Source organism: Citrobacter amalonaticus, from assembly GCF_002918555.1.
Lineage (GTDB): Bacteria > Pseudomonadota > Gammaproteobacteria > Enterobacterales > Enterobacteriaceae > Citrobacter_C > Citrobacter_C amalonaticus_A.
Genome location: NZ_PQMB01000001.1, coordinates 140473 through 163123, shown reverse-complemented (window position 1 = coordinate 163123; position 22651 = coordinate 140473). Strand labels below are relative to the sequence as shown.

At 53.6% G+C, this 22651-nt stretch carries 22 protein-coding genes and 1 riboswitch; of the genes, 12 read left to right on the top strand and 10 right to left on the bottom strand.

The genetic code is table 11. From position 1 onward, the window contains the following. The first annotated feature begins 311 nt into the window (after nt 1-311). From C3432_RS00810 to rlmA, 4 genes are all read left to right on the top strand, one after another. The gene (locus C3432_RS00810; protein WP_103774812.1) at nt 312-455 is read left to right on the top strand and encodes a DUF2627 domain-containing protein; all 144 of its coding nucleotides are present in this window, start codon (nt 312-314) and stop codon (nt 453-455) included. Nucleotides 456-467: 12 nt separating this feature from the next. Beyond that, a complete protein-coding gene (gene cspE, locus C3432_RS00805) occupies nt 468-677 on the top strand; it encodes a transcription antiterminator/RNA stability regulator CspE (RefSeq protein WP_001062678.1) in 210 nt (69 codons plus the stop codon). A gap of 219 nt (nt 678-896) precedes the next feature. Further along, nucleotides 897-2642, top strand: a complete 1746-nt coding sequence (ftsI, locus tag C3432_RS00800; protein WP_103774811.1) for a peptidoglycan glycosyltransferase FtsI — start codon at nt 897-899, stop codon at nt 2640-2642. Between the two features lie 63 nt (nt 2643-2705). Beyond that, the gene (rlmA, locus tag C3432_RS00795) at nt 2706-3515 is read left to right on the top strand and encodes a 23S rRNA (guanine(745)-N(1))-methyltransferase (RefSeq protein ID WP_103774810.1); all 810 of its coding nucleotides are present in this window, start codon (nt 2706-2708) and stop codon (nt 3513-3515) included. 16 nt (nt 3516-3531) lie between these two features. Here rlmA and mntP read toward each other — a convergent pair whose 3' ends face one another. From mntP to manX, 5 genes are all read right to left on the bottom strand, one after another. After that, the gene (gene mntP / locus C3432_RS00790; RefSeq protein WP_146050889.1) at nt 3532-4098 is read right to left on the bottom strand and encodes a manganese efflux pump MntP; all 567 of its coding nucleotides are present in this window, start codon (nt 4096-4098) and stop codon (nt 3532-3534) included. Nucleotides 4099-4104: 6 nt separating this feature from the next. Beyond that, nucleotides 4105-4317: riboswitch (yybP-ykoY riboswitch) on the bottom strand. Between the two features lie 197 nt (nt 4318-4514). Continuing rightward, the gene (locus tag C3432_RS00780; RefSeq protein ID WP_103774808.1) at nt 4515-4973 is read right to left on the bottom strand and encodes a DUF986 family protein; all 459 of its coding nucleotides are present in this window, start codon (nt 4971-4973) and stop codon (nt 4515-4517) included. Nucleotides 4974-5027: 54 nt separating this feature from the next. Continuing rightward, nucleotides 5028-5879, bottom strand: coding sequence for a PTS mannose transporter subunit IID (locus C3432_RS00775; RefSeq protein ID WP_103774807.1), 852 nt, complete (start codon nt 5877-5879; stop codon nt 5028-5030). 12 nt (nt 5880-5891) lie between these two features. Next, a complete protein-coding gene (locus C3432_RS00770) occupies nt 5892-6692 on the bottom strand; it encodes a PTS mannose/fructose/sorbose transporter subunit IIC (RefSeq protein WP_103774806.1) in 801 nt (266 codons plus the stop codon). Nucleotides 6693-6750: 58 nt separating this feature from the next. Continuing rightward, a complete protein-coding gene (gene manX / locus C3432_RS00765) occupies nt 6751-7713 on the bottom strand; it encodes a PTS mannose transporter subunit IIAB (RefSeq protein ID WP_103774805.1) in 963 nt (320 codons plus the stop codon). Between the two features lie 383 nt (nt 7714-8096). Between manX and C3432_RS28285 the strand changes: the two genes are divergently transcribed. Both C3432_RS28285 and yoaE read left to right on the top strand, forming a co-directional pair. Continuing rightward, nucleotides 8097-8306: a protein YoaL gene (locus C3432_RS28285; protein WP_374755458.1), complete on the top strand. Its 210-nt coding sequence runs from the start codon at nt 8097-8099 to the stop codon at nt 8304-8306. Beyond that, nucleotides 8294-9853 carry a CNNM family cation transport protein YoaE gene (gene yoaE / locus C3432_RS00755; protein ID WP_103774804.1) on the top strand — a complete coding sequence of 520 codons (1560 nt, stop codon included), beginning with the start codon at nt 8294-8296 and terminating at the stop codon, nt 9851-9853. Before C3432_RS28285 ends, yoaE begins: the two co-directional genes overlap by 13 nt. 8 nt (nt 9854-9861) lie before the next feature. Here yoaE and C3432_RS00750 read toward each other — a convergent pair whose 3' ends face one another. The 4 genes from C3432_RS00750 to pabB form a co-directional block, all read right to left on the bottom strand. Next, nucleotides 9862-11460: an EAL domain-containing protein gene (locus tag C3432_RS00750; protein ID WP_103774803.1), complete on the bottom strand. Its 1599-nt coding sequence runs from the start codon at nt 11458-11460 to the stop codon at nt 9862-9864. A 366-nt stretch (nt 11461-11826) separates the two neighbouring features. Beyond that, complete coding sequence (gene sdaA / locus C3432_RS00740) at nt 11827-13191, bottom strand: L-serine ammonia-lyase (RefSeq protein ID WP_103774801.1); 1365 nt, start codon at nt 13189-13191, stop codon at nt 11827-11829. A 220-nt stretch (nt 13192-13411) separates the two neighbouring features. Next, nucleotides 13412-13990 (bottom strand): CoA pyrophosphatase, encoded by a 579-nt coding sequence (locus C3432_RS00735; protein ID WP_103774800.1) that lies wholly within the window; start codon nt 13988-13990, stop codon nt 13412-13414. Nucleotides 13991-13993: 3 nt separating this feature from the next. After that, complete coding sequence (gene pabB, locus C3432_RS00730) at nt 13994-15355, bottom strand: aminodeoxychorismate synthase component 1 (RefSeq protein WP_103774799.1); 1362 nt, start codon at nt 15353-15355, stop codon at nt 13994-13996. A gap of 210 nt (nt 15356-15565) precedes the next feature. On the opposite strand from pabB, the gene C3432_RS00725 reads away from it, so the two are divergent. Then, entirely contained in the window at nt 15566-15745 is a 180-nt protein-coding gene (locus C3432_RS00725) for a YoaH family protein (RefSeq protein ID WP_103774798.1), read from the top strand. 7 nt (nt 15746-15752) lie between these two features. Here C3432_RS00725 and C3432_RS00720 read toward each other — a convergent pair whose 3' ends face one another. Then, a complete protein-coding gene (locus C3432_RS00720) occupies nt 15753-16097 on the bottom strand; it encodes a RidA family protein (RefSeq protein WP_103774797.1) in 345 nt (114 codons plus the stop codon). 130 nt (nt 16098-16227) lie between these two features. Between C3432_RS00720 and C3432_RS00715 the strand changes: the two genes are divergently transcribed. The 5 genes from C3432_RS00715 (at nt 16228) to rnd (ending at nt 22613) form a co-directional block, all read left to right on the top strand. Then, nucleotides 16228-18138 carry an ATP-dependent DNA helicase gene (locus C3432_RS00715; protein WP_103774796.1) on the top strand — a complete coding sequence of 637 codons (1911 nt, stop codon included), beginning with the start codon at nt 16228-16230 and terminating at the stop codon, nt 18136-18138. Between the two features lie 57 nt (nt 18139-18195). Beyond that, on the top strand, nt 18196-18891 hold the full coding sequence (gene tsaB / locus C3432_RS00710) for a tRNA (adenosine(37)-N6)-threonylcarbamoyltransferase complex dimerization subunit type 1 TsaB (RefSeq protein WP_103774795.1): 696 nt from the start codon (nt 18196-18198) through the stop codon (nt 18889-18891). A 37-nt stretch (nt 18892-18928) separates the two neighbouring features. Continuing rightward, nucleotides 18929-19510, top strand: a complete 582-nt coding sequence (locus C3432_RS00705) for a Slp family lipoprotein (protein WP_103774794.1) — start codon at nt 18929-18931, stop codon at nt 19508-19510. Between the two features lie 204 nt (nt 19511-19714). Beyond that, entirely contained in the window at nt 19715-21400 is a 1686-nt protein-coding gene (gene fadD, locus C3432_RS00695) for a long-chain-fatty-acid--CoA ligase FadD (protein WP_103775603.1), read from the top strand. 97 nt (nt 21401-21497) lie between these two features. Then, nucleotides 21498-22613, top strand: coding sequence for a ribonuclease D (rnd, locus tag C3432_RS00690; protein WP_181012871.1), 1116 nt, complete (start codon nt 21498-21500; stop codon nt 22611-22613). The last annotated feature ends 38 nt before the right edge of the window (nt 22614-22651 follow it).

Sequence of the window (22651 nt, the reverse complement as noted above, 5' to 3'; positions counted from 1 at the left end):
TGACAAATTATGCATTGTTCAGCATAATTTGTGTTATCCGTAGGGCGTATCGATAAGACGAACACGTGACCTGGAACAACCGAAGTTATTGAGCTATGGTAGAAAATGCACCCAACAAGGCGTGCGCCTGGCGGTGCTGAGGTTGAGACGCGAGAATATATCATTCGATTACCTGGCGCATAACTGTGCAGATTATCTTTGATGACTCACGGGATTTGTGCGGCTGATCGAGACACGTTTAAAAATGGCTTGCCATAATTTACGTAGTATGTGATAACACGTTTTGGGTTAAACGAGGTACAGTTCTGTTTATGTGTGGCATTTTCAGTAAAGAAGTCCTGAGTAAACACGTTGTCGTTGAATACCGCTTCTCTGCCGAACCTTATATTAGTGCCGCAAGCAGTAATGTCTCAGTTTCATCTATGTTATGCCTGCGGGCGAAGAAAACACTCTAAGGAATTTTGCAAATGGCAAAGATTAAAGGTCAAGTTAAGTGGTTCAACGAGTCTAAAGGTTTTGGCTTCATTACTCCGGCTGATGGCAGCAAAGATGTGTTCGTACACTTCTCCGCTATCCAGGGTAATGGCTTCAAAACGCTGGCTGAAGGCCAGAACGTTGAGTTCGAAATTCAGGACGGCCAGAAAGGTCCGGCTGCTGTTAACGTAACAGCTATCTGATCGACACCACTGATTTGAAGCGTTCCGGCGCATCAACCTCAGATATAAAGCCTCGCCAAAGCGGGGCTTTTTAATTCAGTTTCTTTCAAAATATTGCAATATGCGCGTCCGTTAGCGATTTGTTGCAAAGCCGCGATGTTATTAGCACTGTTTTCCCCGCTTTCCTGTCTCTGTTCCAGTTAAATCAATCACCTGAGAAATGACCTTGCCGGAGTAAAGGTGAAGAAGAAAAGCGACGGGGCTGCGACTCATTTCATGCCCATACGATTTGCTCTGCTTTGTGCGGCTATTCTGCTGAGCATGGGGCTGCTGTTGGGACGCGTGGCGTGGTTACAGATTGTCACGCCGACGAATCTTGTCAGGCAAGAGGATATGCGCTCTTTGCGTGAAATCACAACGGCTTCCCCACGCGGTATGATCACTGACCGGGAAGGACGCCCGCTGGCGGTCAGCGTGCCGGTGAATGCCGTGTGGGCCGATCCCAAAACGATTTTGAGCAAAGGGGGCGTTGGCTATAATCAACGCTGGCAGGCGCTGGCCTCATCGTTACACCTCTCCCTGAATACGTTAGCTGAGCGCGTTAATCGCGATCCGTCAGGACGATTTATCTATCTGGTGCGTCAGATCTCACCTCAGCAGGCCGGGTGGGTTGATAAACTCAATCTCCCGGGAATTAACCTGCGAGAGGAGTCTCGTCGTTTTTATCCTGCGGGACATGTTGCCGCCAACCTGATTGGCTTTACCAACATTGATGGTCAGGGGATAGAAGGGATAGAGAAAAGCTTCAATGCGCAGCTGATGGGGAAACCCGGTACTCGCCTAGTCCGCAAAGATAAATTTGGTCACGTTATCGAAAATATCACAGAGGTGAACCCGGTACCGGCTCATCAATTACAACTCAGCATCGATGAACGTTTGCAGACCGTCACGGAGGATGCCCTGGACAACGCCGTCAGATGGAATAAAGCAGAATCGGGCGCGGCGGTGCTGGTAAGTATTGATACTGGTGAAATTCTTTCAATGGCCAGTTTTCCTGACTTCAATCCAAATAACCGTGAAGGGGCCGAAGTGGATGATTTCCGCAACCGTGCTATCAGCGATACCTTCGAGCCGGGGTCTACCGTTAAGCCGTTGGTCATCATGACGGCTTTACAGCAGGGGATTGTGCAGCCTGACAGCGTTATTGATACCCATCCGTTTAACCTCGACGGGCATCGGATCCGCGACGTTGGATTTTATCCTGAGCTGTCGCTGACGGGGATTTTGCAAAAATCGAGTGATACGGGTGTGTCTCATCTCTCTTTAGCCATGCCAGTTCAGCGACTGTCAGATACTTATAAAAGCTTTGGTTTTGGTCAACCTACGGGGCTGGGGCTTACCGGAGAGAGTCGCGGATTAATGCCCCGGCGCCGCTACTGGAGCGATCTGGATCGTGCAACCTTCGCTTTTGGTTATGGGCTGATGGTAACACCGTTACAGCTGGCGCATGTGTATGCCACCATTGGTAGCTTTGGTATTTATCGACCGCTTTCTATTACCCGTATCGATCCGCCCGTCATGGGGCGCAGGGTGATGCCAGCCAGTCTGGTGCATCAGGTGGAGCACATGATGGAAAGTGTCGCACTCCCCGGCGGCGGTGGCACAAAAGCGGCGGTGAGAGATTATCGCGTGGCCGTCAAAACCGGGACGGCAAAGAAGATCGGTGATGACGGGCGGTATATTGATAAATATGTAGCCTATACCGCAGGCGTGGCACCGGCGAGCGATCCCAAATTCGCGCTGGTGGTGGTGATCAATAACCCGCAAAACGGCTCCTATTATGGTGGCGCAGTTTCGGCACCGGTTTTCAGCCAGATAATGGGGGATGTTCTGCGACTGGAGAATGTAAAGCCGGATGGGATGCCCGCCGATTCCGGGCACCTGTTGGTTCTGGGTAATAACAGCGCCTCAACCCCATCACTCTAAGTTATTCTCCCTGGGCGCAATTCGCGTTAAACTTGCGCCCTTATGTTACCTGCCGGAGTTGTCATGTCGTTTTCCTGTCCTCTTTGCCACCAGCCTCTTGCGCAGGTGAAAAATAGCTATATCTGTCCACAGCGTCACCAGTTTGACGTGGCGAAAGAAGGGTACGTTAATCTCCTGCCGGTTCAACATAAGCGTTCCCGCGATCCGGGCGACAGCGCTGAAATGATGCAGGCGCGCCGGGCGTTTCTTGATGCCGGTCACTATCAGCCGTTACGAGATGCCATCGTTAATTGCCTGAAAGAGCGTCTGACGGAAGACGCTGTATCGGTTCTGGATATTGGCTGTGGCGAAGGGTACTACACCCATGCTTTCGCCGATGTGCTGCAGGGGGTTACTGCCTTCGGTTTAGATGTCGCCAAAGTGGCTATTAAAGCGGCAGCAAAGCGCTATCCGCAGGTGACCTTTTGTGTCGCCTCCAGCCATCGCTTGCCTTTTGCTGATGAGTCGCAGGATGCGATTATCCGCATTTACGCTCCCTGTAAAGCGCAGGAGCTGGCGAGAGTGGTGAAACCGGGGGGCTGGGTTATTACTGCCACGCCGGGGCCGCGCCATCTGATGGAGCTTAAGGGACTGATTTACGATGAGGTGCGGCTGCACGCGCCGCACGCGGAACAGTTGACCGGTTTTACTCTCCAGCAAAGCGTCGAACTGGCTTATCCAATGGCGCTGAGCGGCGGTGAAGCGGTTGCGCTATTGCAGATGACGCCATTTGCCTGGCGGGCAAAACCGGAAGTCTGGCAACAGCTTGCGGGACAGGAAGTATTTGAGTGCCAGACGGACTTTAGCCTTCACGTCTGGCAGCGTGTGGACTGACCGTCTGCGCCAGACGCTAACCGTGAAAATGCGTCCAGAGGATCTGGGCGCCGATACCAATGAGTACCACCCCACCGAGAATTTCCGCACGTTTGCCCAGCAGCGGGCCGATAAAACGGCCTACCATCATGCCCAGCGTAGACATAATCAGGGTGGCGCAGCCGATGGCCAGCGCAGTTGCGATGATATTCACCTGCAGGAACGCCAGACCGACGCCCACGGCCATTGCATCCAGACTGGTGGCGATGGCGGTCGTCACCAACAGCCAGAAGCCGTGACGACGCAGCGGCTCTTCGTCTTCATCGCTGTTGCCACGAATGCCCTCAACGATCATGCGTCCACCGAGGAAGAGCAGCAGAAAAAAGGCTATCCAGTGGTTCCACTCCAGCACGAATTTGCTTGCCAGCATTCCCATTCCCCAGCCGATCAACGGCGTCAGGGTTTCTACCGCGCCGAAAATAAGGCCGGTGCGCAAAGCTTCAGAGAATTTGGGTTTGTGGAGCATGGCACCTTTGCCAATTGATGCAGCGAAAGCATCCATCGACATGCCGAAAGCGAGAAGAACAGTAGCGGTGATATTCATAACAGCGTCCTGACCGGGGTTTCCATAAAACACATCACTGCCCCCAGTAAACATACATACCCACAAAAGCATTGTGCAGGAATGCATAGCAGTAGATGTGCATATGGTCTCGCCTGACTGAACGGGTGTTCAGACCGTACGTGCCACGTTTTTCAACGAGTATGTTGACACGTACATTTCCGGAGTCTGGAAATCGGCTACTCCCCAAATGACGGCGCAACCTTAACATATTTTGAGAATATAAAACAACAAAGGCGAAATAATATTTGACTTCCAGTTGAAAACGATTTTCATTTAGATTTATTTATTGCCAGGACGTTAAAATAAATAACATTCAGAACGGTATGCTATATAGCCTTTGCTATGTTTATCATCAGACATACAGACAAAAATATAGCGCAGGCTATGTTTGTAATTTATTGAGATGAAACGAGAAGTTTATATATCTTTTCCAGATCATCTATATTTCGTACGCGAATGAGCAGGCGTCGTTGTTCCAGTTGCATAACCAGAACACCATCTTCCGATAAATTCATCTCTTTAATGCGGCTATATTCTATCCATACATTGGCGAAGAAAAAGCCACTCTGTTTAAAGATAATCTTCGGTGCGCGGATCCAGAAAATATAAAAGCCCATCAGCGCCAGCGCACATAATAACCACGTGGTTATTTGCGCTCCGTGGCTGGTGACATTGTTGTAGATGAGAATAACGATTAGCCCGACGAAAATAACGCTATCTACCCGCCCGCGACGCAGCAGTGGGATTGAAAGCAGGGTGGGGCCATTGCGGCGGGGCATGATGAACTGATCGTAGATAGCGTAAGCCAGCAACGCGACAATAAAAAGAACCAGCACCAGGTCCGTGATAGTCATTACTCCTCCGGATAAAAAAACGGGGCCATAAGGCCCCGGTAGTATACAACCGTGTTACTTGCCCAGCAGACCGACAGCGTAGCCGGCGATACCGATGACGAAGAAGCCAACGATAATCCACAGCGGGTTCACTTTCTTACGCAGCAGCCACATACAGGCGAAGGTCAGCAGCAGGGGTACCAGACCCGGCATCAGCTGGTCGAGAATGTTTTGCACGGTAGTGACACGAGTCTGACCATCCTGACCGGTAATCGTGGAGACTACCAGCGGGATATTCACGTGCGTCCACTTGTTAACCAACGCCCCCATGACAAACAGGCCGAGGATTGACGCCCCCTCAGTCAGTTTCTGCAGGAAGCCGCCGCCCATATCCTTAACGATATCGACACCTTTACGATAGCCGTAAGCCACGCCGTAGTAACGGGTCAGCAGACGCACTGCGTTAAACAGAATAAAGAACAGCAGGGGGCCGAGCAGGCTACCGCTCATCGCGATACCGGCGCCCAGCGCCGCAAATACCGGACGTACGGTACCCCAGAAGATCGGGTCGCCCACGCCAGCCAGCGGCCCCATCAGACCGACTTTGATACCGTTGATGGCACCATCGTCGATCTCTGCGCCGTTCGCACGCTGCTCTTCCATCGCCAGCGTAACGCCAAGCACCGGTGCTGCGACATAAGGATGGGTGTTAAAGAATTCCAGGTGACGTTTAATAGCCTGTTTGCGCGCATCGTTGTTCTCCGGATACAGGCGACGAATCGCTGGCACCATAGAGAAGCAGAAACCCAGCGCCTGCATACGTTCGAAGTTCCATGAACCCTGAAACAGGTTAGAACGGATGAACACGCCACGAATATCACTCTGGGTGAGTTTTTTCTCGGTGGTAGTTTTAGTCATATCAACCATTTCGCTCACCTGTTAGTCCAGTTCGTTATCGAGATCGTTGTTACCAGCAGCCTGAGCTGGCACACCGGATCCGCGGTTATATTTCGGGCTCAGCTGAATGTAGAGGATGGCCATAACGGTACCAATCACACCCAGAGCAACCAGGTTAAAGTCAGTAAATGCTGCGGTGACGAAGCCGAGGTAGAAGAACGGCATCAGGTAACCTGCACGCATCATGTTGATGACCATCGCGTAACCAACCACCACGATCATGCCACCAGCGATATTCAGACCTCCTGTGACCACTTCCGGAATTGCGTTCAGCATGCCCTGAACTTCGCTGGTACCGACAGAGATTGCAACGATAACCGCCGGGATAGCGATACGCATTGCCTGCAGGAACAGGGAAGAGACGTGCAGCCATGAGATGGCCGTCAGGTTGCCGTTTTCGGCCGCTTTATCCGCCGCGTGCTGGAATGCGACGGTGATAGTACGAACGATAATGGTCAGTACCTGGCCTGCTGCTGCCAGCGGGATAGCCAGCGCGATACCGGCACCGATGTCTTGTTTACCCGCGATAACCAGGATGGTAGCGATAATGGAAGCCAGTGCGGCATCAGGCGCCACGGCGGCACCGATGTTCATCCAGCCCAGAGCGATCATTTCCAGGGTACCGCCGATGATAATACCGGCTTTCATGTCCCCGAGAACGATGCCAATCAACGTACAGGCCACCAGCGGACGGTGGAACTGAAATTCATCGAGTACCGACTCCATACCCGCGATACATGCGACGATGAACACCAGCACAATCTGAAGAGTGGTAATCTCCATTGTACTTCTCCTATTGCTATACAGACTTAAGTGTGAAAGCTAAGTAAATGCCGGGTGGTTATTTCGCCACTTTGGCAATCAAATCCATCATTTTCAGTTTCTGGTCGGTGGAAACCTTACGCACTTCAAGCTCGATACCGCGATCGTTGAGCTTTTTAAAGGCTTCGATATCTTTCTCGTCGACGGAAACCGCATTGTTAACCTGCGTTTTCCCCTGACGATAAGCCATACCGCCGATATTGACGGAGGTGATTTTCACACCGCCTTCGACAATACGTTCCACGTCGGTTGGATTGGTGAACAGCAGCATGACGCGATCGCCTGCATATTTCGGGTTGTTGTAAACACGAATCATCTTGGCAACGTCAACTACGTGTGCGGTAACACCGGGAGGTGCCACCTGGGTTAACAGGGTTCTACGAACGGTGTCGGCAGCCACTTCATCGCTGACAACGATGATGCGGGTAACGTTGGTTTCTTTCGTCCAGCGGGTTGCCACCTGGCCATGAATTAAACGGTCATCAATACGGGCAAGACCGATAACCATATAGTCGCCAGGACCCATAGGCTTAGCCGGTACCGCCGCTTTTGGCGCTGCGGCAACAGGTGCTGCTTTAACTGCCGCTTTGGCTTTCAGCGCTTTCACGCCTTCACTACCGGTTTCAACGGCGATCTGAACCAACTCATCAAAGCTCGGGTTGTCGTCACGGGCCATAAACGTCTCCACCAGCATTGGGATGTTTACGCCTGCGATGACTTCATAATGCTCTTTGTCGACGACAATGCGGCTCGCAGCGTTGAATGGGCTGCCTCCCCATGTATCAACGAGAAACAGCACGCCTTTACTGGTATCGAGTTTAGCCAACTGAGCGTTGTACTTTTCGATTAGCGTTTCGGCATTTTCGCCTGGAACGAAATCGATCCAGCCGACATTTTCCTGTTCGCCTAACAGCATTTCTGCTGTCTTAAGTAACTGCTCTGCAGCCCAACCATGTGTGCCTATAACAATAGCAATGGTCACTTGCTACCTCCTTTATTATTGTCAACACATCAACGTGACAGATGTATGCACTTCACCCTTCATGCTGCCTCTTTGTTGGCTGCGCTCCATCGCGCCAGTCACATATTGATGTACGCGCCGGGACTCATTCACTTGCCGCCTTGATGCATCCTGAATGAATTTGTGTTCTGAATCGTCGCCCGCAATCGAATCGATTCAGATAAGGGTTACAATGAAAAATCTATGATTTTCGTGAATTATTTTAGATATCGAAAAAAATATTTTATGTGATGAAGATCCGTAATTTAGCTTTCGCCTGTGAGAAATTTCGTAGTGTAAAATATGCCAGTTACAACTGATTGCAAATGAAGGTAAATCGTTGCTAAAAAGACATTGTCTCTGTTATGTTTAGCTTCCGTTTAATTAGTAAGGAGTATAGGGCAGTAGCCCGCCGTATGGATCGTCACCGACGTCATTTCATCTTCAGGCCGTATTGCGCCTGCCATTCTGGCAATTTTTGCCACAAACTCAGTCTGCACATCGCTTTATCGCCTGCGTCTTCCTGGGCGCCGTTTAGCCATTCCGTAAGCAGGAGCGTGTCATGGAATTCTTAATGGACCCTTCAATTTGGGCGGGTTTGCTCACGCTTGTGGTTCTCGAAATTGTGCTGGGTATAGATAACCTGGTCTTTATCGCGATTCTTGCTGACAAACTGCCGCCTAAACAGCGTGATAAAGCTCGTTTGATCGGTTTGTCTCTGGCGCTGGTTATGCGTCTGATTTTACTGTCCATCATTTCGTGGATGGTCACCCTGACAAAACCGCTGTTCTCGGTGATGGATTTCACCTTCTCAGGACGTGATTTGATCATGCTGCTGGGGGGGATCTTCCTGTTATTCAAAGCAACAACGGAGTTGCATGAACGACTGGAGAACCGCGAACATGACTCCGGACACGGAAAAGGCTATGCCAGCTTCTGGGTTGTGGTCACACAGATCGTGATCCTCGATGCCGTGTTCTCGCTGGATGCGGTCATTACCGCAGTGGGCATGGTTAACCATCTGCCGGTGATGATGGCGGCAGTCGTGATTGCGATGGCGGTGATGCTGCTGGCGTCGAAACCATTGACGCGTTTCGTCAACCAACATCCCACGGTGGTGGTGCTCTGTCTGAGCTTCCTGCTGATGATTGGTTTGAGCCTGGTCGCTGAAGGTTTTGGTTTCCACATTCCGAAAGGTTACCTGTATGCGGCAATCGGATTCTCGATCATCATCGAAGTGTTTAATCAGATTGCACGGCGCAACTTTATTCGCCATCAATCCACGCTGCCGCTGCGAGCCCGTACTGCTGACGCAATTCTGCGTTTGATGGGGGGGAAACGCCAGGCGATGGCGCAGAATGAACCTGACAGCCAGGCGACCGTGCCGATTCCGGAAGGGGCGTTTGCCGAGGAAGAGCGCTATATGATTAATGGCGTCCTGACTCTGGCTTCGCGCTCCCTGCGCGGCATTATGACGCCTCGTGGCGAGATTAGCTGGGTAGATGCGGATCTCAGCGTGGATGAGATCCGCGAGCAGCTGCTCTCTTCACCGCACAGCCTGTTCCCCGTGTGTCACGGCGAGCTGGATGAGATAATCGGTATTGTCCGGGCAAAAGAGCTGCTGGTGGCGCTGGAAGAGGGCGTTGATGTGGCGGCGATCGCCTCTGCCTCTCCGGCTATCGTGGTGCCGGAAACGCTGGATCCGATTAATCTGCTGGGCGTATTGCGCCGTGCTCGCGGCAGCTTCGTTATCGTCACCAACGAGTTTGGCGTGGTGCAGGGGCTGGTAACGCCGCTGGATGTCCTTGAGGCCATTGCCGGTGAGTTCCCGGATGCCGATGAGACGCCGGAAATCGTGGGCGATGGCGACAGCTGGTTGGTCAAAGGCGGAACCGATCTGCATGCGCTGCAACAAGCGCTGGCCGTCGATAATCTGGTCGACGAAGACGAAGATATCGCCACGGTAGCGGGGCTGGTGATAGCGGCCAACGGGCATATCCCGCAGGTGGGGGATGTGATTGACGTTGCACCGCTGCGTATCACGATTATTGAAGCCAATGATTATCGTGTGGATCTGGTTCGTATTGTTAAAGAGCAACCTGCGTCTGACGAAGAGGAATAATCGCCTCTTTAATGCAGGGGCATAACGGGTGACATATGCCCGTTATGCCGGGCGGGCGGCGGCATGCTGCCCGACAGCCATTGCGGAAAATCCTGTAGTGGCATAGGTCGCGCATATAAATATCCTTGTAATAAATGCACTCCGTGATGCCGCAAATGCTGCGCCTGCTCCTGCGTTTCTACCCCTTCCGCCACCAGTTCAATATGCAACCGCTGTCCCAGTGCGATAATAATGTCGGTAACCGTTGAGTTTACCGCGTCGGTGCCAATGGCATTGGTAAACGACTTATCAATTTTCAGGACATCCGGATGCAGTTTTTCCAGCCATGACAGCGAACTGTTGCCCGTACCAAAATCGTCAATCGCCAGCTTGATGTGTTGATGATGCAGGGCATTGACCATCTCAGCGTCCACGTCCAGCAGCGCGTCGCGTTCGGTTAATTCAAGCACCAGCTGCTGGATTGGCTGTGCGCTGAACCAGTACTGGTTGAGATCTTTCAGTAGAACGCCATCACGAAAGTGGCTGGCGGCAACGTTGATGCCAATATGGAACTGACTGCTCACAGGAAAAACGTGCCGTTGTCGAATGGTTTCCGCAATGACGTAGCGGGTCAACGGCGCAATCAGATGCTGCTCCTCAGCAATAGGGATAAACACATCCGGGGAGATCCATCCCTGACGCGGATTGTTCCAGCGCAGGAGTATCTCTACGCCCATACATTGTTCTGTTCGTGCATTCAGAAGTGGCTGACAAAACAGTTCAAACTCACGCTGCGCAAGGCCGAGGTTAATTTCCCAGGAGAAACTCATCCGTCTGGCTGTCGCAAGCCAGGCGATATAGGCCACCAGCAGGCTGAGCAGAACGGCCAGCGGAAGCTGGGAAGGTAACTGCTGCAATGCCAGGGCGCTGGCGCCAGGTGCCGTGACGCTGATAGTGAAAGGGAAGTGTTGCGACCTCACCTGATAACGGGTTTCCCTGTCCGGGAGCGGTAACGTCTCCACGACACCGTGACCATACAGCAGGTGACGATTGCCAACGGTCAGGCTGGCGCTGGTGATCTGTGCCTGCTGCGGTTGAAACAGCATTTTCATCAACAGATCGATATTCACCATCTCCAGTACACCTTCCGTACCATCCGGTGACGAGGGGTACCACTGGAGAAGAATGGGCGTACCTTTCAGGAGAACAGGATCGGTTGACAGTAACAGTTGGGCTTCCGGCGCGGGCAGCGTGGGCTGCAGCTGATGCACCGGTATATTGCGGTAACCAAACACGCTGGAGCAATAGAGGATCCCGTCCTGAATCAGGGCGATTGCGCGTACCGTCTGAAGTCTGGCGGCCTGTTTGCGCAGGGGCAGATGGGCGACAGAGCAGGGAAGGCCGATGAGCGACAGCAGAATATCCCGGCTGGTTTGCAGGGGACGCAGGATCTCATCCAGCTCATGGACGGCATGGCTGGCAAAGGTGATCGCACGTTGCTGATTTATGTTTCGCTCCGAAATAAATCGAATTCCTAATGTCAGGACGAGCGTGGCGATTGCACAAATCGTACACACAATCAGTCGATTTCGGCGATATCTTTTGATGATCCGTTGTGCTGTTTGCATGCGTGCCGCCCGTTAAGCTGTTGGCAACAAAAGCCAACCACAACAGAGCAAGTGTAGTGGGGAAAATTGATGCAGACGAGAAAGTAACTGAAAATTCGCCCATCCGTTGCAGATGGGCGAAGATTGGGCATTAGATATTCTGAGCGAACGATTTATACTCGCCATACTTCAGGTTACTGGTGCGTTGGCTTTGTTACTCAGCCCATCCCTGGGCCTCGCCCCTTCGGGGCCAGCGCAAACAGCGTTCAAATCTGTTCCTGACAAATTTGTCGCTCACCCCGGTCACGTACTCCGTGTACGCTCCGGTTTCTCCGCGCTGTCCGTGTTCAAACTGCCTGCGACAATAACGCCTGCCGGGTCAGGCTCTTAGTCACACTGAACTTTAATTGCCAGTCCACCGCGGGACGTTTCACGGTACTTGGCGTTCATATCTTTGCCGGTTTCATACATCGTTTCGATAACTTTATCCAGCGAGACGCGCGGGGCGCTGGTGCGACGCATTGCCATCCGGGCTGCGTTGATGGCCTTCACCGACGCAATCGCGTTACGTTCAATGCACGGAACCTGTACCTGTCCGGCGACCGGGTCGCAGGTCAATCCCAGGTTATGTTCCATACCGATTTCTGCAGCGATGCAAACCTGCTCCGGGCTTGCTCCCAGCAGCTCCGCCAGACCGGCTGCCGCCATGGAGCACGCCACGCCGACTTCCCCCTGACAACCGACTTCTGCCCCGGAGATGGAGGCATTCATTTTGTACAGTGCGCCGATGGCGCCTGCCGCCAGGAAGTAACGGGTGTAGATATCCGGGCTGACGGACTCGATAAAGTGATCATAGTAAGCCAACACCGCAGGTACGATACCGCAGGCACCGTTAGTGGGGGCAGTAACCACACGCCCCCCTGCGGCGTTCTCTTCGTTGACGGCCAGCGCAAACATGTTCACCCAGTCAATCACGTTCATCGGATCGCTGGAAAGTTTGTCGCTGGAAACCAGCATCCGGCGCAGCGCGGAAGCACGACGCGGCACGCGCAGAGGACCCGGCAGTACGCCTTCAGTATTCATCCCACGATCGATACAGGCCTGCATGGTCTGCCAGACGTGACCAAAGTACTCTTCAATCTCTTTTTTATCGTGCAGCGCCAGTTCGTTCTGCATTGCCAACCCGGAGAGCGACAGGCCAGTGCTGTTGCAATATTCCAGCATTTCGGTAGCCGATTTAAACGGATAAGGCACGCTGACCTCATTTGCAGCATCCTGCCCAAAATGCGCCTCATCAACGATGAAACCACCGCCGATGGAATACCAGGTATTGCTGTAAACAACGGTTTCGCCGTTGTAAGCGTGGATCTGCATACCGTTTTCATGCAACGGCAGATTGCTATTGTGAAAACGCATCCCGTTATCCTGGGGGAAATCCACTTCGTGCTGACCGTTCGCCAGCAGCAGGCGTCCGCGTGCTTCCACATCGCGGATAAAACCGGGAATACTGTCAATATCCACGGTGGCAGGCTCATTACCTGCCAGACCCATAATAATGGCGATATCGGTGTGGTGACCTTTACCCGTGAGCGACAGTGAACCATACACGTCGACGGCGACACGGGTAACATTATCCAGTAATCCTTTTTCGACCAGCTCATCGACGAACTGTTTACCCGCCTTCATAGGCCCTACAGTATGGGAGGATGAGGGACCAATCCCCACCTTAAACATGTCGAATAGACTAATCACGATAATACTCCTGACAGGGTGACCGGGCTTTCCGGTAACGATGTGATAACAGCGCATAGTGTAAGAGGGAACGCGGGTACCAGCTTAACTATTCACATGAATTAAACTAATGAGTAACCGCTTTTTTACTAATATTGCGACGGGAGTTTCAGGTTGTGTTTTCAGCGAGTAAAGATAAGTATAGCTTCTCGTGGAAAGCGGGCGATATGCCCGGTAGTGCTTAGGGTTTCATGCCAATTTGCAGCGCCAGTTCACGAATGATACCCGCGGTCATTCCCCAGACGAAATAATGCTCGTACCAGGACAGCCATACGCGATGCGAGTTGCCACGACGGTAAACATCCAGCGGGTGGTAACGTCCCAGATGCAGGGCCTGCGCCAGCGGCATCTCAAAAACGGCTGAGACTTCATCTTCACTTGCGCGCCAGGGCAGATTGGGCGGGATGATCCCCACCACCGGGGTGACCTGAAATCCGGTCACACTGTCGACCGGCGGCAGAACGCCGATCACGTCAACGGACTTTGGAGGAATTGCGACCTCTTCTTCGGCTTCGCGCAGTGCCGCCGCGATTAGCGAGGCGTCGCTGCTGTCCACCGCGCCGCCAGGAAAGGCGACCTGACCGGCGTGCTTTCGCAGATGAACGGAGCGTTGGGTGAGTAGCAGGCCCGGCTGTGGGCGACGTACGACGGGGATAAGAACGGCGGCCTGACGCTGATTAAGTGCCCCGTGGTTTACCTGCGGACGCAAAAGCTGGAAGCGCGATAAAAAGTCATCAAGTGTCAGGTTGCTGTTGTCCACGTCTCAGTTCTCCAGTTGTTGCAGGATGCGATTCACTTTATCAAAGGTTTCCTGATATTCCGCATCTTCCCGGCTGTCTGCAACGATGCCGCCTCCTGCGGAACAGTAAATTTGTCCGTCTACGGCACTCAGGGTACGAATGGTGATGCTGGTATCCATATTGCCGCAAAAGCTCAGATAGCCAATGCTGCCGCACCAGGCGCTGCGCCTTTGCGGTTCCAGTTCATCAATAATCTCCATCGCCCGGACTTTAGGCGCGCCGGTAATTGAGCCTCCCGGAAATGCGGCACGCAGCAAATCGGTGGCATGAAGACTTTTCGCTAAGCGAGCGGTGACGGTGCTGACCAGGTGATGCACGGCGGGGAAGGGTTCAACCACGAACAGCTCAGGGACTTTTACCGAACCAGGCACGGCAACGCGACCGATGTCATTACGCATCAGATCGACGATCATCAAATTTTCTGCGCGATCTTTCTGTGAATGCGCCAGCCGCTGCGCCTGTAGACGGTCTGCCTGATCGTCGTTCAGCCGGGGCAGAGTCCCTTTGATTGGCCGGGTCTGGATCTGCCCGTCATCCAGTAAAATAAACCGTTCCGGGGAGAGGCTGAGAATTGCGCCATCCGGCAGGCGTATAAAGGCGCTAAAGGGCGCGCGGTTGGCGCGATTAAGCTGAACAAAGGCCAGCCACTCATCCCCCTGAAAACGTGCCTGAAAACGCTGGGCGAGGTTGACCTGATAACAGTCGCCGCTGTGCAGATACGCCTGTACCTGACGAAATTTCTCACCATACTGCTCGCGGGTCATATTCGATTGCCAGTCGGTTTTGAGCGCGAAAGGAACGCGTGCGGGAGATTGCTGACTTTCCAGCCAGTCGTATCTTGCCTGAACGTCATGATGGCTGAGGAGCGAAACGGTTTGCCGCTGGTGATCAACAATCAGCGCCCAGTCATAAATGCCGACCGCCATATCCGGTAAATCAATATCACGTCTGGCGTTATTGGGCAGCGCCTCAAAACGTCGTCCCAGATCGTAACCAAACAGACCGAGCGCCCCGCCCTGAAACGGGAGATCACAGTGGCAGGACGGCTGGATATTCCGTGAAATCAGCGCGTCATGCAGCAAGGTGAGCGGATCGTCGGTCGAAAGTCGGGTACCGCATTCATCGCTGAACTGCGTTTCTTCCCCGCGTGTTATCAGGGTACAAACGGGGTCGGCCACCAGAATATCAAAGCGGCTATGGGGGTGATCGGCATGGCCGGAGTGGAGCAGCATTGCCCACGGTAAATGGCTCAGAGGAGCGAAGTAGTGCTCTGCGGCGTCCTGGCGCCAGGGGAGTGTGATTACAGTGGAAATTAACTTCTTCATTGATCCTGACTTTACTGGCTATGTGCCGGGTAGCATGAAATAATTAGCGCCTATCCCATCAGGCTATTTTGTTTGCCATTTTGAACCTGGACAGTATTCACCATCCTGATGTACTTCGCGTACGTTCCGGAGGCTGCGTGCGCTCCGCGTTCAACGTGTCTGCGCCTGATGGGGCCGCTCTTAGCGTCAATAATTTAGCAGGAGTTAATGATGTTTGCAGGATTACCTTCACTTAGTCATGAGCAGCAGCAACAGGCGGTAGAACGCATACATATGCTAATGTCACAGGGAATGAGCAGCGGAGAGGCGATTATGCAGGTTGCTGCGGAAATACGCGCCAGCCATACCGGGGAGCGGATCATGGCGCGTTTTGAAGATGAGGACGAATAACGTCGGTTTATACCGCCGCGATAATCTTAATCTCAACTTTGTATTTCGGGTTCATTAACCCGGCCTGCACGGTGCAGCGTACCGGGGCGTGTCCGGCAACCACCCACGCGTCCCAGGCTTTGTTCATTGCCGCGAAATCGTTCTTATCGGCAAGGAAAATGGTGGCATCAAGAATACGTGACTTGTTGCTGCCCTGTTTTTCCAGTACTGCATCAATCTGCGCCAGGGTATTGGCTGTCTGTTCAAACGCATCGGCGTCGAGGTTTTCCGGCACGCCGGTGTACCAGAGCGTGTTGTTGTGGATCACCACGTCAGACCAACGATCTTCGGCATCAATACGAAGGATAGTCATTCCTCTTTCCTCATTAATGGTTAGCTGTATGCGGCAAGACTGCCACATTGTCAGTCCGCCGTCACCTCTTACAACTGGCGTAAGCCCCTGTGTCCTGACATAATCCCTGTTCAAATCAACAGGGGGTAGTGTGACGGACGATTTTGCACAAGATGGCCAGCTGGCTAAAGCGATACCGGGATTCAAACCGCGTGAACCACAGCGCCAGATGGCCGTTGCTGTCGCTCAGGCTATTGAAAAATCGCAACCTCTTGTTGTGGAAGCGGGTACCGGAACCGGAAAAACTTATGCTTATCTGGCGCCTGCGCTGCGTGCCAAAAAGAAGATCATTATCTCGACCGGCTCGAAAGCGTTGCAGGATCAGCTCTACAGCCGCGATCTCCCTACGGTTGCAAAGGCGCTGAAATTTACCGGGCGTCTGGCTCTGCTGAAAGGGCGCTCTAACTACCTGTGCCTGGAACGCCTTGAGCAACAGGCGCTGGCGGGCGGCGATCTGCCCGTGCAAACCTTAAGTGATGTGATCCTCCTGCGCTCCTGGTCCGGTCAGACCGAAGACGGCGATATCAGTACCTGTATCAGCGTTGCGGAAGACTCGCAGGCCTGGCCGTTAGTCACCAGCACTAACGACAACTGTCTGGGCAGCGACTGTCCGCTTTATAAAGACTGTTTCGTGGTGAAAGCACGTAAAAAAGCGATGGATGCCGATGTGGTGGTGGTGAACCATCATCTCTTCCTGGCCGATATGGTGGTCAAAGAGAGTGGTTTCGGTGAGCTGATCCCGGAGGCCGACGTGATGATTTTCGACGAAGCCCATCAGCTACCGGATATCGCCAGCCAGTATTTTGGTCAGTCGCTCTCCAGCCGTCAGCTGATGGATCTGGCGAAAGATATCACTATCGCCTACCGCACCGAGCTGAAGGATACTCAGCAACTGCAAAAGTGTGCCGATCGTCTCGCCCAGAGCGCTCAGGATTTTCGCTTGCAGCTGGGGGAGCCAGGATACCGCGGCAACCTGCGTGAGCTGCTGGCGGACCCGCGAGTGCAGCGGGCGTTCCTGCTGCTCGACGATACGCTGGAGCTTTGTTATGACGTGGCAAAACTCTCTCTCGGACGTTCAGCGCTGCTTGATGCCGCCTTTGAACGCGCCACGCAGTACCGTGCGCGGCTGAAACGTTTAAAAGAGATTAACCAGCCCGGCTACAGCTACTGGTATGAATGTACGTCGCGCAACTTCACTCTGGCGCTCACGCCGCTGACCGTGGCGGACAAATTTAAGGAAGTGATGGAGCAAAAGCCCGGTAGCTGGATTTTCACCTCTGCCACGCTGTCGGTTAATGACGATCTGCACCACTTCACGGCGCGGCTGGGGATTGAGCAGGCAGAATCAATGCTGTTACCCAGCCCATTTGATTACACACGACAGGCGCTGCTTTGTGTACCGCGCAATCTGCCGCAAACCAATCAGCCAGGCGCCGCCCGACAGCTGGCGGCAATGTTAAGACCGCTCATCGAAGCCAACAACGGCCGTTGCTTTATGCTCTGCACCTCGCACGCCATGATGCGCGACCTGGCGGAGCAGTTCCGTGCCACCATGACGCTTCCCGTTTTGTTACAGGGAGAGACCAGCAAAGGCCAGCTACTTCAACAATTTGTCAGCGCGGGTAATGCCCTGCTGGTGGCCACCAGCAGCTTCTGGGAAGGGGTGGACGTGCGGGGGGATACGCTGTCGCTGGTCATCATCGACAAGCTACCGTTCACCTCGCCAGACGATCCGCTATTGAAGGCGCGAATGGAAGACTGTCGTCTGCGTGGCGGCGATCCGTTTGAAGACGTTCAGTTGCCAGATGCGGTTATTACGCTTAAGCAGGGCGTCGGGCGCCTGATTCGCGATGCTGACGATCGCGGGGTGCTGGTTATCTGTGATAACCGGCTGGTGATGCGTCCGTATGGCGCCACCTTTCTGGCAAGCTTGCCGCCGGCACCGCGTACGCGGGATATTGCCCGCGCCGTTCGCTTTCTCGCTGTCGCTTCTGCAGAGTAATTTGTTACGGAGTATGATAAGATGCGCGCCATTTTATTGATCTAAGCACGAAGACCCATGCGAATTCTGGCTATCGATACCGCCACAGAAGCGTGTTCTGTTGCTCTGTGGAATGACGGTACTATCAATGCTCATTTTGAGCTTTGCCCACGAGAACATACTCAACGAATCCTGCCAATGGTTCAGGCGATCCTGAGCACCGGTGGCGTCACCCTGACTGATATTAATGCCCTGGCCTATGGCCGCGGGCCGGGCAGTTTTACCGGCGTGCGCATCGGTATTGGCATTGCTCAGGGGCTGGCGCTGGGAGCGGAATTGCCGATGATCGGTGTCTCCACGCTCGCTACGATGGCGCAGGGCGCCTGGCGTAAAACCGGCGCCACCCGCGTGCTGGCGGCTATTGACGCTCGAATGGGGGAAGTCTACTGGGCGGAATATCAGCGCGATGAAAACGGCATCTGGCACGGGGAAGAGAGCGAAGCGGTACTGAAACCTGAACAGGTCGCTGAACGTCTCGGACAGCTCTGTGGAGAATGGGTGACCGTTGGTACCGGCTGGCCCGCCTGGCCGACGCTGGGTGACAAATGTGGCCTGACGCTGACCGACGGTGACGTCCTGTTACCGGCAGCGGAAGATATGTTACCCATCGCCTGCCAGATGCTGGCGACAGGTAAAACGGTCGCCGTTGAGCAGGCTGAACCGGTTTATTTGCGTAACAACGTCGCATGGAAGAAACTTCCCGGTAAAGAATGAATCTCAGTGATATGCGCTGAGAAAAAGGAGTCGCATCATGGCGGTTCAAAAACAGATGATTAAAGGCATGCTGGCAGGCGCGATTGCGCTGATGCTGAGCGGTTGCGTTACCGTTCCGGATGCGATTAAGGGCTCCAGCCCAACGCCGCAGCAGGATCTGGCGCGGGTGATGAATGCTCCGCAGCTTTATGTGGGTCAGGAAGCGCGTTTTGGCGGGAAAGTGGTGGATATTCAAAACCAGCAGGGCAAAACCCGTCTGGAAATTGCCACCGTGCCGCTTGATAGCGGAGCGCGCCCGGTTCTGGGGGAACCTTCCCGTGGGCGAATTTTTGCCAATGTGAATGGCTTCCTCGATCCGGTTGATTTTCGTGGACAGCTGGTGACCGTCGTCGGCCCCATCACCGGGACGGAGGATGGCAAAGTGGGCAATACGCCGTACAAGTTTATGACTATGCAGGTCAATGGTTATAAGCGCTGGCGGCTTACCCAGCAGGTGGTGTTGCCTCCGCAGCCTGTCGATCCGTGGTTTTATGGCGGACGCGGCTGGCCGTATGGCTATGGTGGGTGGGGATGGTATAACCCTGGCCCCGCGCAGGTTCAGACTATCGTAACTGAGTAACTCTTTGTTTTATAATTAAAAGAAACAGCGGCTGGTCCGCTGTTTCTGCATTCATACGGATATAAGAAAAATAAATAGTGACGTGCTTCGCAACCTTTCAGTTGAGTGATTAATAAACTGGTACGCTGAGTTAATATTATGTTAACGGTATGTTTATTATCTGGGGTTGAGATGACGACGAACACGCATTTTAGAGGTGATGATTTGAAGAAGGTTTGGCTAAACCGTTATCCCGCAGATGTTCCTGCGGAGATCAATCCTGACCGTTATCAGTCCCTGGTGGAATTATTTGAGCATGCCGTAACGCGTTATGCCGATCAGCCTGCCTTTGTTAACATGGGCGAGGTGATGACTTTCCGCAAGCTGGAGGAGCGTAGTCGGGCATTTGCAGCCTATTTGCAGCAAGGTCTGGGGCTTAAAAAAGGCGATCGTGTTGCCCTGATGATGCCGAATCTGTTGCAGTATCCCGTTGCGTTGTTTGGTATTTTACGCGCTGGCATGATTGTGGTTAACGTCAACCCGCTGTATACCCCGCGTGAGCTTGAACACCAACTCAACGACAGCGGTGCGGCAGCGATTGTGATCGTTTCCAACTTTGCACATACCCTGGAAAAGGTGGTTGAGAACACCGCCGTTAAGCATGTGATCCTGACCCGGATGGGCGATCAGCTCTCTACGGCAAAAGGCACGGTAGTGAATTTCGTCGTGAAGTACATCAAGCGGCTGGTACCAAAATACCATCTGCCGGATGCGATCTCCTTTCGCAGGGCGCTGCACGCAGGTTATCGCATGCAGTATGTAAAGCCAGAAGTGGTCAGTCAGGATCTCGCCTTTTTGCAGTATACCGGTGGTACAACCGGCGTGGCGAAAGGGGCGATGCTGACCCACCGCAATATGCTGGCTAACCTTGAGCAGGTGAAAGCCACCTACGGACCGCTGTTGCACGAAGGTAAAGAGCTGGTGGTTACCGCGCTGCCGCTGTACCACATTTTTGCCCTTACCATGAACTGTTTGCTGTTTATTGAGCTGGGTGGTCAGAATCTGTTGATCACTAACCCGCGAGACATTCCGGGGCTTGTTAAAGAAATGGCAAAATATCCTTTTACGGCGATGAGTGGCGTCAATACGCTGTTTAACGCGCTCCTGAATAACAAAGAGTTCCAGCAGCTGGATTTCTCTACGTTACACCTTTCGGCGGGCGGCGGTATGCCGGTACAGCAGGCGGTGGCCGAGCGTTGGGTGAAACTCACCGGACAGTATCTGCTGGAAGGGTACGGACTGACCGAGTGTTCGCCGCTGGTCAGCGTTAACCCGTACGATATCGATTATCACAGCGGCAGTATCGGTTTACCGGTTCCGTCAACCGAAGCCAAACTGGTGGACGATGATGATAACGAAGTGCCACCGGATCAGCCCGGCGAACTGTGCGTTAAGGGGCCGCAGGTGATGCTGGGTTACTGGCAACGCCCTGATGCCACCGACGAAATCATTAAAGGCGGCTGGTTGCATACGGGTGACATTGCGGTGGTGGACGATGAAGGATTCCTGCGTATCGTCGATCGCAAGAAGGACATGATTCTGGTTTCCGGTTTTAACGTCTATCCGAATGAAATTGAAGATGTGGTGATGCAGCATCCGGGCGTGCTGGAAGTTGCGGCGGTAGGGGTACCATCCGGCAGCAGCGGTGAGGCGGTTAAGCTGTTTGTGGTGAAAAAAGATCCGGGCCTTACCGATGAAGCGCTGGTGACATTTTGCCGCCGTCAGCTGACGGGCTATAAGGTTCCGAAGCTGGTGGAGTTCCGCGACGAGCTGCCGAAATCCAATGTTGGTAAAATTTTGCGACGAGAATTACGTGACGAAGCGTGCAGCAGAGTGGACAATAAAGGCTGAACGTTAAGAACCTGGTTATAAGTCAGTCATCATAAGGCGCCGGTGAATCCGGCGTTTTTTTGGCGCAAACCTAAGAGAACACGATTTGAATTACCAAATGATCACCACGGACGACGCGCTGGCGAGCCTGTGCGAAGCTGTTCGTGCCTTTCCGGCAATTGCCCTTGATACGGAGTTCGTCCGTACGCGCACCTATTACCCCCAACTGGGGCTGATCCAGCTGTTTGATGGTGAGCATCTTGCGCTTATCGATCCACACGGCATTACCGACTGGTCGCCGCTGAAGGCTATTCTGCGTGACGCAGCCATCACCAAGTTTCTGCATGCGGGCAGTGAAGATCTGGAAGTGTTTCTTAACACCTTTGGCGAGCTGCCGCAGCCGCTGATTGACACGCAAATTCTGGCGGCGTTTTGTGGGCGTCCGCTGTCGTGGGGATTTGCGTCAATGGTGGAAGAGTACACCGGCGTGGCGCTCGACAAGAGCGAATCCCGTACCGACTGGCTGGCGCGCCCGCTAACCGAGCGCCAGTGCGAGTATGCCGCGGCGGATGTCTGGTACCTGTTACCCATTACCCGTAAGCTGATGGTTGAAACGGAAACCTCTGGCTGGCTGCCCGCGGCGCTGGACGAATGCCGCCTGATGCAGAACCGGCGTCAGGAGATCCTGGCGCCAGAAGATGCCTGGCGCGATATCACCAACGCCTGGCAGCTGCGTACCCGCCAGCTGGCCTGCCTGCAACTGCTGGCCGACTGGCGTCTGCGCAAAGCGCGTGAGCGCGATCTGGCCGTTAATTTCGTGGTACGTGAAGAACACCTGTGGGCCGTGGCGCGTTACATGCCCGGCAGCCTGGGTGAACTGGACAGCCTGGGGCTTTCCGGGAGCGAAATTCGTTTCCACGGGAAGACGCTGATCTCACTGGTGGCAAAAGCACAGGCGCTGCCGGAAGAGGCGTTACCTGAACCCCTGCTGAATCTGATGGATATGCCGGGCTACCGCAAAGCTTTTAAAGCGATTAAGGCGCTGGTTGCAGAGGTCAGTGCAGCCCACAACGTGAGTGCAGAACTGCTGGCCTCACGTCGCCAGATTAACCAGCTCCTCAACTGGCACTGGAAGTTAAAGCCGCAGCACTCACACCCGGAGCTCATCTCCGGCTGGCGTGCGGAGTTGATGGCGGAAAAGCTGCATAATTTGTTACAGGAATATCCGCAGTAAAGAGTGGAAACGGGAGCCGGGCGCTCCCGTTTTGTTGT

Coding starts and splice junctions, on each gene's coding strand:
- C3432_RS00810 (WP_103774812.1), top strand. CDS start 312: ATGTGTGGCATTTTCAGTAAAGAAGTCCTGAGTAAACACGTTGTCGTT.
- cspE (WP_001062678.1), top strand. CDS start 468: ATGGCAAAGATTAAAGGTCAAGTTAAGTGGTTCAACGAGTCTAAAGGT.
- rlmA (WP_103774810.1), top strand. CDS start 2,706: ATGTCGTTTTCCTGTCCTCTTTGCCACCAGCCTCTTGCGCAGGTGAAA.
- mntP (WP_146050889.1), bottom strand. CDS start 4,098: ATGAATATCACCGCTACTGTTCTTCTCGCTTTCGGCATGTCGATGGAT.
- C3432_RS00780 (WP_103774808.1), bottom strand. CDS start 4,973: ATGACTATCACGGACCTGGTGCTGGTTCTTTTTATTGTCGCGTTGCTG.
- C3432_RS00775 (WP_103774807.1), bottom strand. CDS start 5,879: ATGGTTGATATGACTAAAACTACCACCGAGAAAAAACTCACCCAGAGT.
- C3432_RS00770 (WP_103774806.1), bottom strand. CDS start 6,692: ATGGAGATTACCACTCTTCAGATTGTGCTGGTGTTCATCGTCGCATGT.
- C3432_RS28285 (WP_374755458.1), top strand. CDS start 8,097: ATGTTTAGCTTCCGTTTAATTAGTAAGGAGTATAGGGCAGTAGCCCGC.
- yoaE (WP_103774804.1), top strand. CDS start 8,294: ATGGAATTCTTAATGGACCCTTCAATTTGGGCGGGTTTGCTCACGCTT.
- C3432_RS00750 (WP_103774803.1), bottom strand. CDS start 11,460: ATGCAAACAGCACAACGGATCATCAAAAGATATCGCCGAAATCGACTG.
- pabB (WP_103774799.1), bottom strand. CDS start 15,355: ATGAAGAAGTTAATTTCCACTGTAATCACACTCCCCTGGCGCCAGGAC.
- C3432_RS00725 (WP_103774798.1), top strand. CDS start 15,566: ATGTTTGCAGGATTACCTTCACTTAGTCATGAGCAGCAGCAACAGGCG.
- C3432_RS00720 (WP_103774797.1), bottom strand. CDS start 16,097: ATGACTATCCTTCGTATTGATGCCGAAGATCGTTGGTCTGACGTGGTG.
- tsaB (WP_103774795.1), top strand. CDS start 18,196: ATGCGAATTCTGGCTATCGATACCGCCACAGAAGCGTGTTCTGTTGCT.
- C3432_RS00705 (WP_103774794.1), top strand. CDS start 18,929: ATGGCGGTTCAAAAACAGATGATTAAAGGCATGCTGGCAGGCGCGATT.
- rnd (WP_181012871.1), top strand. CDS start 21,498: ATGATCACCACGGACGACGCGCTGGCGAGCCTGTGCGAAGCTGTTCGT.